The 13,846-nt window shown below is 61.2% G+C and carries 13 protein-coding genes and 1 tRNA gene; 4 read left to right on the top strand and 10 right to left on the bottom strand.

Translation table 11 applies throughout. From position 1 onward, the window contains the following. Position 1: 1 nt before the first annotated feature. The 8 genes from AC1RTQ_RS21120 to folC all read right to left on the bottom strand — a co-directional run bounded on the left by AC1RTQ_RS21120 (position 2) and on the right by folC (position 7,789). Positions 2 to 77 (bottom strand) — tRNA-Ala (locus AC1RTQ_RS21120). 70 nt (positions 78 to 147) lie between these two features. Then, positions 148 to 1,557 (bottom strand): glutamate--tRNA ligase, encoded by a 1,410-nt coding sequence (gene gltX, locus AC1RTQ_RS21115; protein WP_492878612.1) that lies wholly within the window; start codon positions 1,555 to 1,557, stop codon positions 148 to 150. A gap of 150 nt (positions 1,558 to 1,707) precedes the next feature. Continuing rightward, the gene (locus AC1RTQ_RS21110) at positions 1,708 to 2,919 is read right to left on the bottom strand and encodes an O-succinylhomoserine sulfhydrylase (RefSeq protein WP_003061097.1); all 1,212 of its coding nucleotides are present in this window, start codon (positions 2,917 to 2,919) and stop codon (positions 1,708 to 1,710) included. A 304-nt stretch (positions 2,920 to 3,223) separates the two neighbouring features. After that, the gene (gene purF / locus AC1RTQ_RS21105; protein ID WP_302091616.1) at positions 3,224 to 4,732 is read right to left on the bottom strand and encodes an amidophosphoribosyltransferase; all 1,509 of its coding nucleotides are present in this window, start codon (positions 4,730 to 4,732) and stop codon (positions 3,224 to 3,226) included. Further along, positions 4,677 to 4,823: a hypothetical protein gene (locus tag AC1RTQ_RS21100; protein WP_230847665.1), complete on the bottom strand. Its 147-nt coding sequence runs from the start codon at positions 4,821 to 4,823 to the stop codon at positions 4,677 to 4,679. Before AC1RTQ_RS21100 ends, purF begins: the two co-directional genes overlap by 56 nt. A gap of 105 nt (positions 4,824 to 4,928) precedes the next feature. Next, positions 4,929 to 5,426 (bottom strand): CvpA family protein, encoded by a 498-nt coding sequence (locus AC1RTQ_RS21095; protein WP_034393958.1) that lies wholly within the window; start codon positions 5,424 to 5,426, stop codon positions 4,929 to 4,931. A gap of 28 nt (positions 5,427 to 5,454) precedes the next feature. Continuing rightward, positions 5,455 to 6,405 carry an SPOR domain-containing protein gene (locus AC1RTQ_RS21090; protein ID WP_492878609.1) on the bottom strand — a complete coding sequence of 317 codons (951 nt, stop codon included), beginning with the start codon at positions 6,403 to 6,405 and terminating at the stop codon, positions 5,455 to 5,457. Between the two features lie 58 nt (positions 6,406 to 6,463). Beyond that, entirely contained in the window at positions 6,464 to 7,789 is a 1,326-nt protein-coding gene (gene folC / locus AC1RTQ_RS21085; RefSeq protein ID WP_492878607.1) for a bifunctional tetrahydrofolate synthase/dihydrofolate synthase, read from the bottom strand. 100 nt (positions 7,790 to 7,889) lie between these two features. Here folC and AC1RTQ_RS21080 point away from each other — a divergent pair, with 100 nt between their 5' ends. From AC1RTQ_RS21080 to argG, 4 genes are all read left to right on the top strand, one after another. Continuing rightward, on the top strand, positions 7,890 to 8,252 hold the full coding sequence (locus AC1RTQ_RS21080) for an ArsC family reductase (RefSeq protein ID WP_492878605.1): 363 nt from the start codon (positions 7,890 to 7,892) through the stop codon (positions 8,250 to 8,252). A 125-nt stretch (positions 8,253 to 8,377) separates the two neighbouring features. Then, on the top strand, positions 8,378 to 9,121 hold the full coding sequence (locus AC1RTQ_RS21075) for a glycine zipper 2TM domain-containing protein (RefSeq protein ID WP_492878603.1): 744 nt from the start codon (positions 8,378 to 8,380) through the stop codon (positions 9,119 to 9,121). A gap of 149 nt (positions 9,122 to 9,270) precedes the next feature. Next, a complete protein-coding gene (ppnP, locus tag AC1RTQ_RS21070; RefSeq protein WP_302091637.1) occupies positions 9,271 to 9,588 on the top strand; it encodes a pyrimidine/purine nucleoside phosphorylase in 318 nt (105 codons plus the stop codon). A gap of 106 nt (positions 9,589 to 9,694) precedes the next feature. Further along, positions 9,695 to 11,032: an argininosuccinate synthase gene (gene argG, locus AC1RTQ_RS21065; protein WP_034375741.1), complete on the top strand. Its 1,338-nt coding sequence runs from the start codon at positions 9,695 to 9,697 to the stop codon at positions 11,030 to 11,032. Between the two features lie 107 nt (positions 11,033 to 11,139). Here the strand turns inward: argG and AC1RTQ_RS21060 are convergent, their stop codons facing one another. Next, positions 11,140 to 11,595 (bottom strand): LapA family protein, encoded by a 456-nt coding sequence (locus tag AC1RTQ_RS21060; protein WP_302091639.1) that lies wholly within the window; start codon positions 11,593 to 11,595, stop codon positions 11,140 to 11,142. A 141-nt stretch (positions 11,596 to 11,736) separates the two neighbouring features. Beyond that, positions 11,737 to 13,731 carry an acetate--CoA ligase gene (acs, locus tag AC1RTQ_RS21055; RefSeq protein WP_492878600.1) on the bottom strand — a complete coding sequence of 665 codons (1,995 nt, stop codon included), beginning with the start codon at positions 13,729 to 13,731 and terminating at the stop codon, positions 11,737 to 11,739. Positions 13,732 to 13,846 lie beyond the last annotated feature (115 nt).

Genomic DNA, 13,846 nt, shown 5'->3' with positions numbered 1-13,846 from the left:
TTGGTGGAGGTAAACGGGATCGAACCGATGACCTCTTGCATGCCATGCAAGCGCTCTCCCAGCTGAGCTATACCCCCAAAAACTTTCTCTGCAAGACAACCTTTTAATCAGTCGCGTTTTGCAGAGACTCGAATTATAGACAGGTTTTTAGCGATTTTTCAAACGCGCGATAACTTTTTCACGTCCAAGCAATTCCAGTACCGCATCGACCGAGGGCGTATGGGCCGTGCCCACCGTCAGAACACGTACGGGCATGGCCAGCACAGGCATCTTCACACCCTGCGCCTTGAGCAACTCCTTGATCGCAGTCGCAATGGCTTCCTTGGTCCATTCCACGTTTTCCACCACGGCAGCGAATGCATCGAGCACGGGGGTGGCCGCCTCGGTCACATGCTTGGCATAGTCTTCAGCATTGCGCTCCACGCTGTCCACATAGAAGACCTTGGCCCAGTTGGCCAGATCCACCAAGGTCTCGCAACGATCCTTGAACAAGGCAGCAATGCGCACCAGACGGTCATCGGCGTCGATCAGGCTCTCGGCCACACCCGCCTTGACGACAAAGGGCTTGACCAACTGGGCCAGCTCGGCGTCGTCCATGGCCTTCAGATGCTGGGCATTGACCCAGCGCAGCTTGGCTTCGTCAAACTGACCGGCGCTGCGACCCAGGTGATCCAGGTTGAACCACTCCAGGAACTGGGCACGACTGAAGATTTCGTCGTCGCCGTGGCTCCAGCCCAGGCGGGCCAGATAGTTCACCATGGCATCGGGCAGATAGCCTTCATCACGGTACTGGGTCACGGCCTTGGCACCGTTGCGCTTGCTCATCTTCTCGCCTTGCTCGTTGAGCACGGTGGGCAGATGGGCAAAGGTCGGCACGGTGGCCCCCAGCGCTTCAAAAATGTGGATCTGGCGCGGCGTGTTGTTCACATGGTCGTCGCCACGGATGACATGGGTGATGTTCATGTCCATGTCATCCACGCAAACGCAGAAGTTGTACGTGGGCGTTCCGTCAGGGCGTGCAATCACCAGATCGTCCAGCTCGGAGTTCTGGAACTCGATACGGCCCTTGCACTTGTCTTCCCAGGCCACCACGCCGGACTGAGGAGTCTTGAAGCGCAGCACGGGCTTCACGCCCTCAGGAATCGCTGGCAACACCTTGCCTTCTTCGGGGCGCCATGTGCCGTCGTAGCGGGGCTTTTCCTTGGCTGCCATCTGCTTTTCACGCAGCGCGTCCAACTCCTCCATGCTCATATAGCAGGGGTAGACATAGCCCTTTTCCTGCAGCGTGGCCAGCACCTGCTTGTAGCGGTCCATGCGCTGCATCTGGTAGAACGGACCTTCGTCGTGGTCCAGTTGCAGCCATTCCATGCCTTCCAGGATCACGTCCACGGAAGCCTGGGTGGATCGCTCCAGATCGGTGTCTTCAATGCGCAGCACGAAGTCACCGCCATTGGCGCGCGCAAAAGCCCAGGGGTAGAGGGCCGAACGAATATTGCCCAGATGAATGAAGCCCGTGGGCGAAGGGGCAAAGCGGGTGCGAATTTTGTTGGTTGTCATATCAGAAATCCTTGTGCGGCATTCCCTGCGTCAAGGCTGCGGCGCTTGATGCGCACGCAGTCTCGGTCAGAGATGCCAAGCAAGAGCCGCCTCGCAGCGCAGGCCTCGTCCCCGTTGAGGGGGAAGGCGCGAAGCGACTCAGGGGGTGTTTCACAGCGTATCCAGTCCACGAGCCAGATCGACCTTGAGGTCTTCCAGATGCTCAAGACCCACGGAAATACGAATCAGACCCTGACCCACGCCAGCAGCCTGACGCTGGTCTTCGGTCAGACGACCATGCGAGGTGCTGGCCGGATGGGTGATGGTGGTCTTCACATCACCGAGGTTGGCCGTAATCGAGCACAGACGCGTGCTGTCCACTACATGGAAGGCATTGGCACGCAGTTGCTCCGCACCCTCACCCACCACGTCGAACGCCAGCACGGCACCGCCCATGCCGTTTTGCTGGCGCATGGCCAGCTCGTGCTGAGGATGGCTCTTGAGGCCCGGGTAGTAGACACGCGCCACCTTGGGATGGGCTTCCAGCCAGGCGGCAAACTCCAGCGCCGCAGCGCTTTGTGCCTTGACGCGCAAAGCCAGGGTTTCCAGGCCCTTCATCACCGTCCAGGCGTTGTAGGGCGCGATATTCAGACCGCCGCTGCGCAAGAAAGTGCCCATGACCTTGTCCACCAGGGCAATGGTGCCGCAAACCGCACCGGCCATGACGCGGCCCTGGCCGTCAAGGAACTTGGTGCCCGAATGCACGACGAGGTCGGCGCCAAACTTCACGGGCTGCTGCAGCACGGGAGTGGCGAAGCTGTTGTCCACGGCCAGCAGCGCGTTGTTGGCGTGTGCCAGCTCGGCCAGTGCGGCGATGTCGCAGAGATCGGTCAGCGGGTTGGTGGGCGTCTCGGCAAACAGCATGCGCGTGTTGGGCTTGATGGCCGCCTTCCAGGCTTCGATATCGGTCTGCGAGACAAACGTGGTTTCCACGCCGAAGCGTGCCATCTCGGTTCCCAACAGCTTGATGGTGGAGCCGAACATGGACTGCGAGCAGATCACATGATCGCCTGTCTTGAGCGCCGTCAGCGCGACCAGCAAGATGGCAGACATGCCGGTGGAGGTCGCAACCGCACATTCCGTCCCCTCCATGGCCGCCAGACGCTTTTCAAAGCTGGTGACCGTGGGGTTGCCGGTGCGGCTATAGGTGAAACCTGGCTCTTCATTGGCAAAGCGGCGCGCTGCGGTCGCCGCATCGGGCTGCACAAAGCTGCTGGTCATGTACAGGGCTTCGCAATGCTCGCCCCACTGGCTGCGCTCGACCGCTTCGCGCACGGCCAGAGTTTCAGGATGCAAACCTTCGGGTAATGTCTTGTTGGTCACAATCGTCAAATCCAGATGGTTGGTACCGGTCATGAGTCCGCTGCAGACCGCCAATCAGGCCCGCACGCATGCTGCTCTACCGGCTTGACCGGCGGCACTCGGTGTACCGGTCTTTGAATATGCCTTGCTCGCACATCATGGAATTTGAGTCAAATCAACCTCAAACGCTTGATGTACATACGTCACTAGCTCACTTTTAAAGAGCATACCGACCGCACAGCTCTGCCATTGTCCTCCTGAATGAAAAGGGTTGCCTCAGCAACCCTTTCACACTCAGTCATTCGCTGCGATTGAACGCCAGCGCTCAGCTTTCCTGAGCATTCGGCAGAGACAGGCGCGAAGTGTCTTCGCTCTCCTCTTCGCTGCCGCGGTTGCGTCCCTCGTTGAGCGCTGTCACCTCTTCATCGGAAATGTCACCGGTGATATAGATGCCGTCGAAACAGGAGGCCTCGAAGCCGCTCACCTGGGCATTGATCTTGCCCACGGCCTGTTTCATGGCTTCCACATCCTGATAGATCAGCGCGTCGCAGCCGATGACCTGGCGAATTTCCTCGACCGTACGGCCGTGAGCCACCAGCTCGGAGCGCGTGGGCATGTCGATGCCGTACACATTGGGGTGACGCACAGGGGGCGCAGCGGACGCCAAATACACCTTGTTGGCACCGGCATCGCGCGCCATCTGCACGATTTCCTTGGAGGTAGTGCCACGCACGATGGAGTCATCGACCAGCAGCACATTGCGCCCCTTGAACTCGCTGCTGATGGCGTTGAGCTTCTGGCGCACCGACTTCTTGCGCGCACCCTGGCCCGGCATGATGAAGGTACGGCCCACATAGCGGTTCTTCACAAAACCTTCGCGATAGGGCTTGCCCAGCAACTGTGCCAGTTGCATGGCACTGGGGCGGCTCGACTCGGGGATGGGAATCACCGCATCGATTTCATTGGGAGGCACCATGGAGATCACGCGCTTGGCCAGCGTCTCACCCATGTTCAGGCGAGCCTGATAGACCGAGATGCCGTCCATGGTGGAGTCGGGACGTGCCAGATACACATACTCGAACACGCAGGGATTGAGCTGGGTCTTTTCAGCGCATTGCTGGCTCTCGATGCGGCCGTCGTTGTGCACAAAGATCGCTTCGCCGGGAGCGATGTCGCGCTCGAACTGATGGGTCGTACCCTCCAGCGCCACGGACTCGCTGGCCAGCATGATGGTGCCATCATTGCCCCGACCCATGCACAGCGGACGAATGCCGAAGGGATCGCGGAAGGCCAGCAAGCCGTAGCCGGCGATCAGCGCGATCACGGCGTAAGAGCCCTTGATGCGCTTGTGCACCGCACGCACGGCCTTGAAGATTTCCTCGCTCTGAAGTGGCGCGCCGCTGGAGGCGCGGCCGATCTCGTGCGCCAGCACGTTGAGCAGGACCTCGGAGTCGCTTTCGGTGTTGGTGTGGCGATGATCGGTATCCGCCAGTTCGCGGCGCAGTTGCTTGGCATTGGTGAGATTGCCGTTGTGCACCATGACGATACCGAAGGGCGCATTCACGTAGAAGGGCTGAGCCTCTTCCTCGCTGGAGGCATTTCCGGCCGTGGGATAACGCACCTGACCCAGACCCACATCACCAGGCAGAGCACGCATATTGCGGGTGCGGAACACGTCCTTCACCATGCCCTTGGCCTTGTGCATGAAGAACTTGCGTTCCTGCTGGGTCACGATGCCGGCTGCATCCTGCCCACGGTGCTGCAGCAGCAGCAAAGCGTCATAAATCAGCTGATTCACGGGTGCGGTGCTCACCACACCAACGATTCCACACATAGTTGCGTTCCATCTGTTCGCGAAAGTCGCCCTTCGCCACACTCGCCTGCTTCGCCACCCATTGGCTAGCCTGCGCTTTGATATCCGGCATGGCGGATCACGCCAACACCAAACTCTCGTCGGCACCCACTGCGTTTTACAGCAAGCGCCTTAGCCACTTTCAACCCTTAGGTAAATTGCGGCAAAAAACTTCGCTTCAAGAGGAAGCCTTGGGCAGATACTGCCCCCACTCCTCTGGCAGAGCAGGCAGCACCCAGCCCAGCGCCTCGGTCAACCAGGGCGCCAGCACCGAGTCCTGCCACCACAAAGCCTTGTGCAGCGGCGTGTACTGGATCACCAGAGCCAGCACCAGCAGCAGCAGGCCGCCGCGCAAGACACCGAACAAGGCGCCCAGGGTGCGATCCACAGGCCTCAGACCCACGGCCTCAATCAGCTGCTTGGACAGCCAGGAGATCACTCCCCAGGCAAACATGGACCCCACCAGCAGCAGCACAAAGCCCGCCGCATAACGCAGCTGCATGTCCCAACCATCCAGCGGCAGCCATACCGCCACCTCTTGTGCCCAGGTTCGCGCGACCATAAAGGCCACCAGCCAGCCCAGCAAGGAAAGGACTTCATAGACCAGACCGCGCCAGGCCCCCAGCAACAAGGAGCCCAGCACAACGACCACAAAAATCCAGTCAAGCGTGCTCATCAATCAAACCGATGCCTGAAAACCGCTCTCAAGCCTTGAACACCGATGCAGGCAAGCCCAACGCTTTGGCTCTGGCGGCAGCCTTCTCGGCTTCCTCGCGGCTCTTGAAAGGCCCCATGCGAACACGTGTGCGCTTGCCGTCCTTGGTGTCCACGGTCTGGGTAAAGGCTCCGGCACCCAGCTTGCCCTTGATTTCGTTGGCCTTGCCGACTTCGGCAAAGGCACCGATCTGTACGATAAAGCGCTCGTTGGAGGCGGCAGCCTCCTTGGGCGCGGCAGGCTCCGAGGTGCTGCGCCCCTCGAGCAGGGCACGGGCACGGGCGGCCTCGTCCACCTTGGGTGCTTCAGGCTTGTGCTTGGGCTCGGGTTTTGCTTCCGGCTTCTTGGCCTCAGGTTTGACCTCTGGCTTGACCTCGGCCTTGGGCTTTTCGGGCTTGGGCTCCGGCTTTCGCTCGGGCTTCACCTCAGGCTTGGGCTGAGGTTTGACATCTGGTTTGGGCTCGGGCTTGGCCTGAGATGCCACCGCAGCGGCTGTGCCGACGGCAGCCGCAGTGACCGCAGCCCCCACCACAGGAGCAGCCGGCGCAATAGCAGCAGTCACAGGAGCGGCAGTCCTGGCCGAAGGTGCAAGCACTTCCTCACCGTCATCCAGAGACGCATTGGCAGCGACACGCCCTGAGGGTGCAGCCGTCTGGCTCGCCACCTGGGTGCTAGGTACGACCTCAGGTGCCGAATTGGCCTGATCGGGAATTTCAATCGGGATATTGACCGGAATGGGACGTGGCTGCGTGTCGAACAGCAGCGGGAAGCCCACCACACCGATCAGCACCAGCACGGCCGCCCCGATGAGGCGATGACGTGCGCGGCGGCGCATGGCTTCCACGCTTTCGCCCTGGGCCAGGCGACTGGGGCGCTTGGCTCCAGCCACGGACTCGGCTTCGTCTTTTTTGCCAGGCCAACGGAAATTGAAAAATGCCATGAGTGAGGACTTGTTGAGGCCCGCCACCGGTCAAAAGCCGGAGCGGCAGGCCGCTGACTCAGTGAGCCAGGTGTTTGGCGTTCAGACGAGGCGTGCCGTTTTGCAACACTCCGCCCACAGTGAAGAACGATCCAAAGACCACGATTCTATCAGCCGCCTCCGAGGCCGCGACTGCGGCATCCAGGGCCTGCTGGGGATTGGCAAAGGTCTGCATGCTCACATCTTTGCGGATCACGCCCTGAGCCTGCAACTGCTGCAGCTTGGCCTTGAGGTTTTCTGCAGAATCCGCACGCGGCGTGGGCAGATCGGTGAAATACCAGCGATCAACCAGCGGCCCCACCTTGGTGAGCATGGGCTCCCAGTCCTTGTCTGCCATGGCACCGAATACAGCATGCGTGGTCGGGAAGTAACCCATGGCATCGAGGTTCGCCGTGAGCGCCGCCACCGAGTGCGGGTTGTGAGCCACATCCAGCACCAGCGTAGGCTGACCGGGAACGATCTGGAAGCGGCCGGGCAGCTCCACCATGGACAAGCCCGTGCGCACGGCCTGTGCCGTCACCGGCAGCTTGCCGCGAATGGCTTCATAGGCGGCCAGCACGCCGGAAGCATTCATCAGCTGATTGGCGCCGCGCAGTGCCGGATAGGCCAGTCCCGCATAGCGGCGGCCACGGCCGGCCCAGCCCCATTGCTGCTTGTCGCCGTCGTAGTGGAAGTCCTTGCCGAAGCGCCAGAGGTCGGCACCGATTTCGAGCGCATGATCGATCACGCTTTGCGGCGGCACCGGGTCGCTGACGATGACGGGGCGGCCGGCACGCATGATGCCGGCTTTTTCGCGGCCTATGCTCTCCCGGTCAGGGCCCAGCAGCTCCATGTGATCGAGATCGATACTGGTGATGATGGCGCAGTCGGCATCGATGATGTTGGTGGCATCAAGCCGGCCTCCCAGGCCCACTTCCAGAATCGCCACATCCAGCCTGGACAGGCTCATCAGGCGCAATATGGCCAGCGTGGTGAACTCAAAGTAAGTGAGTGCAACCTCTTTACCGTCCTTCACCCTGGCCTGCTCCACCGCTTCAAAATGCGGGATCAGCTCCTCGGCCTTGACGATCTCGCCACCCACGCGGCAGCGCTCTTCAAAATGCACCAGATGCGGCGAGGTATAGACACCGGGGCGATAGCCGGACTGCAGGGCCACGGCCTCCAGCATGGCACAGGTCGAACCCTTGCCATTGGTGCCGGCCACCGTGATCACGGGGCAGTCGAATTGCAGGCCCATGCGCTGTGCGACTTCACGCACGCGATCCAGACCCAGGGCGATGTTCTGGGGATGCAGGCGCTCGCAATAAGCCAGCCAGGCATCCAAGGTGGGAAATATGGTGTGCATACTGGGCGCTATTGTCGCCCACTGTCAGAGGCCCTATGGCTGCCGGCACTTGGCAAATGCGTTACATCTGACTCCAACCGTTTCACCGATACCGAACACCATGAGCAAGATCACCACCGTCTACGGCATCCCCAACTGCGACACCGTCAAGAAAGCACGCAGCTGGCTCAGTGAGCAAGGTATTACTTACCAGTTCCATGACTTCAAGAAGCAAGGCGTTCCCGTCGAGCGCTTGCCTCAGTGGATGCAGGCCGTGGGCTGGGAAAAGCTGCTCAACCGCCAGGGTACGACCTGGCGCAAGCTCGATGATGCGACCAAAGCCGCTGCCGTTGACGCAGCCAGTGCCGCTGCCGTAATGCAGGAGCACGCCAGCACCATCAAGCGCCCCGTGGTGGAATGGGCCGACGGGAAAATTACCGTCGGTTTCAAGGCTGATGAATGGGATACGGTGCAAAATACATAAGCAACCGCTCACATTTACACATGGCTTTACCTAGTTTTACGGTGCCGAGAGCTTGAATTTACGCAGATCCCCTAAACTTTTTGGTGATCTGATGCGTTAAAGCTTCAGAGACAGGAGAGATGTTGATGAAAACTCTGGCAGTTTTGACTTTGACCGCCGTGGCCGCCACTGGGGCCTATGCCCAGGAGCGAGGCCGCGTGCTGTCCTCGACCCCCATCACCCAGCAGGTCGCCGTACCGCAGCAGGTCTGCAGCGACCAGCCTGTAGCGGTCGCCCCTCGCCCCACCGGTGCGGGTGCCGTGGTCGGAGCCATTGCCGGTGGCCTGATCGGCAATGCCATCGGCGGTGGCGGCGGCCGTGCAGCGGCCACGGCCGCCGGCGTGGTCGGCGGTGCCATGCTGGGCAATCAGGCCGAAGCCTCCGGCCCGGTGCAGTACCAGAACATGCGCCAGTGCAGCACGCAGACCTTCTATCAGAACCGTACCGTGGGCTACAACGTGACCTATGAGTACAACGGTCGCAGCTACACCACGCAGACCGCCAGCCCGCCCGGCCAATGGATTGCGCTGAATGTGCAACCCGTGGCCAACGACCCGGTCTACAGCAACGACGGCTACTACAGCACCCAGACGCCTCCTCAGGGCGCCTACAGCACCAGCTACCCACAGAACTACGACAGCGGCTATTACGCCCCTCAGCCCGTGGCGCCCACCTACTCGGTAGGCTCGACCTATTCGGCGTCTGACTATGTGGCACCGCTGCTGATAGGCGCCGCCATTGGTGCAGGTGCCTACTACGCCACCCGCCCCAGCCATTACTACCGTCCGGGCTGGCGCGGCGGTCATGGCGCCCACGGCTGGCGCCGCTGACCCGAGTCGATCCGGCCTTGCAGGCCGCCCAGGAGCCCCTTTACGGGGCTCTTGTTTTTCCTGCCTTTGCCAGGCATTCGCGCAGGTGCAAATCCCGTGGCCTAAAATCAATGCTTTTGATCTTCGACCACGCACAGCGTACTTCTTCCATGACCACCGAAACCATCGCAGGCGTCAGCCTCACCACCAAGGCCAATGTTTACTTTGACGGCAAGTGCGTCAGCCACAGCTTCACCCTGGCCGACGGCACCAAGAAGTCGGTGGGCGTGGTGCTTCCTGCAACGCTGACCTTTGGCACCGCAGCTGCAGAAATCATGGAATGCGTGGGCGGCTCCTGCGAATACAAGCTCGACGGCAGCGACGAGTGGAAGAAGTCCTCGACTGGCGAGAGCTTTCAGATCCCCGCGAACTCCAAGTTCGACATTCGCGTGACCGAGGCTTACCACTACATCTGCCATTACGCCTGATCCGCACCTGGCCCGGCTCCAGGCCAGGCCCGAGAACTTCAAGCATTTTCAGCCCCAATCGCTTACCCATTAAGCGCTTGCAGCTATCATTTTTAAGAGATATCTCATGGAAACCATTCTGCAACATGTTCCCGTCGGCCAGAAGGTCGGCATCGCCTTCTCCGGCGGCCTGGACACCTCTGCCGCTCTGCGCTGGATGAAGAACAAGGGTGCCCTGCCCTACGCCTACACGGCCAACCTGGGCCAGCCCGACGAAGCCGATTACGACGAAATCCCCCGCAAGGCGATGGAATATGGCGCAGAAAAGGCCCGTCTGATCGACTGCCGTCCCCAGCTGGCCAACGAAGGCATTGCAGCCATCCAGTCCGGCGCTTTCCACATTTCCACCGGCGGCATCACCTACTTCAACACCACGCCCCTGGGCCGCGCCGTGACCGGCACCATGCTGGTGGCGGCCATGAAAGAAGACGACGTCAACATCTGGGGCGACGGCTCGACCTTCAAGGGCAACGACATCGAACGCTTCTACCGCTACGGCCTGCTCACCAACCCGGCGCTGAAGATCTACAAGCCCTGGCTGGACAGCAACTTCATCGACGAGCTGGGCGGCCGTGCCGAAATGTCGGCCTTCATGACCAAGGAAGGCTTCGGCTACAAGATGTCGGCCGAGAAGGCCTACTCGACCGACTCCAACATGCTGGGCGCCACCCACGAAGCCAAGGATCTGGAGTTCCTCAACTCCGGCATCCGCATCGTGAACCCCATCATGGGCGTGGCATTCTGGAAGCCCGAAGTCGAAGTCAAGGCGGAAGAAGTCTCCATCACCTTCGAAGAAGGCCGCCCCGTGGCCATCAACGGCAAGGAATACACCGATGCCGTGGAAGTCTTCCTGGAGCTGAACCGCATCGGCGGCCGCCACGGCCTGGGCATGAGCGACCAGATCGAAAACCGCATCATCGAAGCCAAGAGCCGCGGCATCTACGAAGCCCCCGGCATGGCCCTGCTGCACATTGCCTACGAGCGCCTGGTGACCGGCATCCACAACGAGGACACCATCGAGCAGTACCGCATCAACGGCCTGCGCCTGGGCCGTCTGCTGTACCAGGGCCGTTGGTTCGACCCCCAGGCCATCATGCTGCGTGAAGCCTCGCAGCGCTGGGTGGCCCGTGCCGTAACCGGCACCGTGACACTGGAGCTGCGCCGCGGCAACGACTACTCCATCCTGAATACCGAGTCGCCCAACCTGACCTACGCTCCCGAGCGCCTGTCCATGGAAAAGGTCGAGGACGCGCCTTTCAGCCCCATCGACCGCATCGGCCAGCTGACCATGCGCAACCTGGACCTGATCGACACCCGCGCCAAGCTGGCCATCTACTCGCAAGCCGGCCTGCTGAGCGTGAGCAGCGCCAACGCTCTGCCGCAGTTGGGCAACGACAAGAAGTAATTCGGCCCGCCCCACGAAAAAGCCGCTGCACTGCAGCGGCTTTTTTTATGCAAAATACGCCTTAAACGCTGGTAGATAAAGCGATTGAAGCTATCAATATTGCATTTTCAGCGATTGATCTGATGCACTTGCTGCTCCAGCTGCCCCACATAGGCGGCCGTGCTGTTGTCCGACTCCTGGGCGCGCTGCACCAGATGTGCCTCCAGCACATCGAGCCGTGCCATCACCTCTTCCTTGTCCCTGGCATGCAGTGCTTCGAGCACGCTGCGCAGCTCGGTGAAGCGCGAAGCCTCGGCCTTGTCGGCCAGATCGCGCTGGGCCTGCATCTCCTTGGCGTGGCGACGTGCCTCCAGCAGCACCGAGCCCTGCATCCACAGCACATAGGCGATGAAAAACACGCTCAGCAAAATCGTCAGCGCCAGCATGAGCACGCCCAGCGGCGCCTGAATTTCGGTCACGCCCAACGAAACTGCGGCAGGCGTGGACAGCGCCGTCCAATTGAAGGCAGCCAACACCGCAATCAGGGTCACGATGATGGCAATGCAGATGGTGCGAAAGTTCATACTCTTTTCCTTGTGCTCCGAAATACCTTGTTTTAACCCAAGATCGCACCGGCTTGCGTCAGCAAGCGCCAGAAATGACAAGGCCGCTGTTTCCAGCGGCCTTGTCATCATCATGCGTTCAGATCAGCGGTATTCGCCGGCTCAATTGGTCTCCGACAATTGCTCGAGGATTGCGGGATTCTCCAAGGTGCTGGTGTCCTGGGTAATCGCCTCGCCCTTGGCCAGCGAGCGAAGCAGGCGGCGCATGATCTTGCCGCTGCGGGTCTTGGGCAGGTTGTCGCCGAAGCGAATGTCCTTGGGCTTGGCAATCGGGCCGATCTCCTTGGCCACCCAGTTGCGCAGCTCGGCCGCGATCTGCCTGGCTTCTTCGCCCGTGGGCTTGCCGCGCTTGAGCACCACAAAGGCGCAGATGGCTTCGCCGGTCAGGTCGTCGGGACGGCCTACCACGGCTGCCTCGGCCACCAGATCGGTCTTGGCCACCAGGGCCGACTCGATTTCCATGGTGCCCATGCGGTGGCCGGAGACATTGAGCACATCGTCGATACGGCCCGTGATGCGGAAGTAGCCGCGATCTTCGCTGCGCACGGCGCCGTCGCCGGCCAGGTAGTAGCCCTTGAGCTCGTCGGGGAAGTAGCTCTTCTTGAAGCGCTCGGGGTCACCCCAGATGGTGCGAATCATCGAAGGCCATGGCTTTTTCACCACCAGGATGCCGCCAGCGCCATTGGGAATCTCATTGCCGGCCTCGTCGACGATGGCTGCCGTGATGCCGGGCAGAGGCAGGGTGCAGGAGCCGGGCACCAGAGGCGTGGCACCGGGCAGCGGCGTGATCATGTGACCGCCGTTCTCGGTCTGCCAGAAGGTGTCCACGATGGGGCAGCGCTCGCCGCCCACATGCTTGTGATACCACATCCAGGCTTCGGGGTTGATGGGCTCGCCCACCGAGCCCAGCAGACGCAGGCTGGACAGATTCCAGTTCTTCGGGTGGACGCTGGGATCGGAGTCCGCCGCCTTGATCAGCGAGCGGATGGCCGTGGGCGCCGTGTAGAAGATGCTGCACTGGTGGCGCTCTATCATCTGCCAGAAGCGGCCGGCATTGGGGAAGGTCGGCACGCCTTCGAAGACGATCTGCGTGGCACCGGCCGCCAGCGGGCCATAGGCCACATAGCTGTGTCCGGTGATCCAGCCGATATCGGCCGTGCACCAGAAGACATCGCTGTCCCTGACATCGAAGGTCCACTCGAAAGTCTGCTTGGCCCACAGCACATAGCCGCCGGTGGCATGCTGCACGCCCTTGGGCTTGCCGGTGGAGCCGCTGGTGTAGAGGATGAAGAGCGGGTGCTCGGCATTCACAGGCACGGCCTCGCACTCGGTGGACTGACCGGCCAGTGCATCGGTGAAGCTGATGTCGCGACCCGCGACCATATTGCAGGCGGTGGCCGTGCGCTCGTAGACCAGCACGCTCTTGACGGCTTCGCAGCCGCCCAGCGCAAGCGCGTCGTCGACGATCGCCTTGAGCGGCAGCTCCTTGCCGCCACGCATCTGGTAGTTGGAAGTGACGACCAGGCTGGCGCCCACGTCCACGATGCGCTCCTGCACGGCCTTCGCCGAGAAACCGCCGAACACCACGGAATGCGTGGCGCCGATGCGTGCGCAGGCCTGCATGGCCACCACGCCCTCGATGGTCATGGGCATGTAGATCAGCACGCGATCGCCCTTTTGCACGCCACGCGACTTCAGCGCATTGGCGAACTGGCTGACGCGGGCAAGCAACTCTTTGTAAGTGACCTTGGTGACCTCGCCGCCGTCGGCTTCAAAGATGATCGCCGTCTTGTTCTCCACGGGCGTGCCCATGTGCTTGTCCAGGCAGTTGGCGCTGGCGTTGAGCTCGCCGTCGGCAAACCATTTATAGAACGGCGGGTTGCTCTGGTCCAGCACCTGGGTGAAGGGCTTGGTCCACTTCACGTTCTCGCGGGCCAGACGTGCCCAATAGCCTTCATAGTCGCGTTCGGCTTCATCGCACAAGGCCTGGTACTGTGCCATGCCCGAGATGCGGGCCTTGGCGGCGAAATCCGCTGGGGGCGGGAACACACGGTTTTCCACCAGCACGGATTCGATGGTTGATGTCGAAGCGCTCATCGTTTTGTCTCCTGATGCATAAGCAATGAAATAATTGTGGGTGTACTGTCAAGGCTCGGTCTTACACCCCACTGACTGAAATTGAGAAGCGGCTTTTGCACGCCATCAAGCCCGT

It is taken from the genome of Comamonas sp. GW821-FHT11H03, assembly GCF_058807955.1.
This window is presented reverse-complemented; position numbering and strand designations above follow the sequence as displayed.

Bases quoted from the DNA above. Each gene is read 5' to 3' on its own strand.
- AC1RTQ_RS21080 (WP_492878605.1), top strand. From the start codon at position 7,890: ATGAGCAAGATCACCACCGTCTACGGCATCCCCAACTGCGACACCGTC.
- AC1RTQ_RS21100 (WP_230847665.1), bottom strand. From the start codon at position 4,823: ATGCCGGATATCAAAGCGCAGGCTAGCCAATGGGTGGCGAAGCAGGCG.
- AC1RTQ_RS21095 (WP_034393958.1), bottom strand. From the start codon at position 5,426: ATGAGCACGCTTGACTGGATTTTTGTGGTCGTTGTGCTGGGCTCCTTG.
- argG (WP_034375741.1), top strand. From the start codon at position 9,695: ATGGAAACCATTCTGCAACATGTTCCCGTCGGCCAGAAGGTCGGCATC.
- purF (WP_302091616.1), bottom strand. From the start codon at position 4,732: ATGTGTGGAATCGTTGGTGTGGTGAGCACCGCACCCGTGAATCAGCTG.
- gltX (WP_492878612.1), bottom strand. From the start codon at position 1,557: ATGACAACCAACAAAATTCGCACCCGCTTTGCCCCTTCGCCCACGGGC.
- AC1RTQ_RS21075 (WP_492878603.1), top strand. From the start codon at position 8,378: ATGAAAACTCTGGCAGTTTTGACTTTGACCGCCGTGGCCGCCACTGGG.
- folC (WP_492878607.1), bottom strand. From the start codon at position 7,789: ATGCACACCATATTTCCCACCTTGGATGCCTGGCTGGCTTATTGCGAG.
- AC1RTQ_RS21090 (WP_492878609.1), bottom strand. From the start codon at position 6,405: ATGGCATTTTTCAATTTCCGTTGGCCTGGCAAAAAAGACGAAGCCGAG.
- acs (WP_492878600.1), bottom strand. From the start codon at position 13,731: ATGAGCGCTTCGACATCAACCATCGAATCCGTGCTGGTGGAAAACCGT.
- ppnP (WP_302091637.1), top strand. From the start codon at position 9,271: ATGACCACCGAAACCATCGCAGGCGTCAGCCTCACCACCAAGGCCAAT.
- AC1RTQ_RS21060 (WP_302091639.1), bottom strand. From the start codon at position 11,595: ATGAACTTTCGCACCATCTGCATTGCCATCATCGTGACCCTGATTGCG.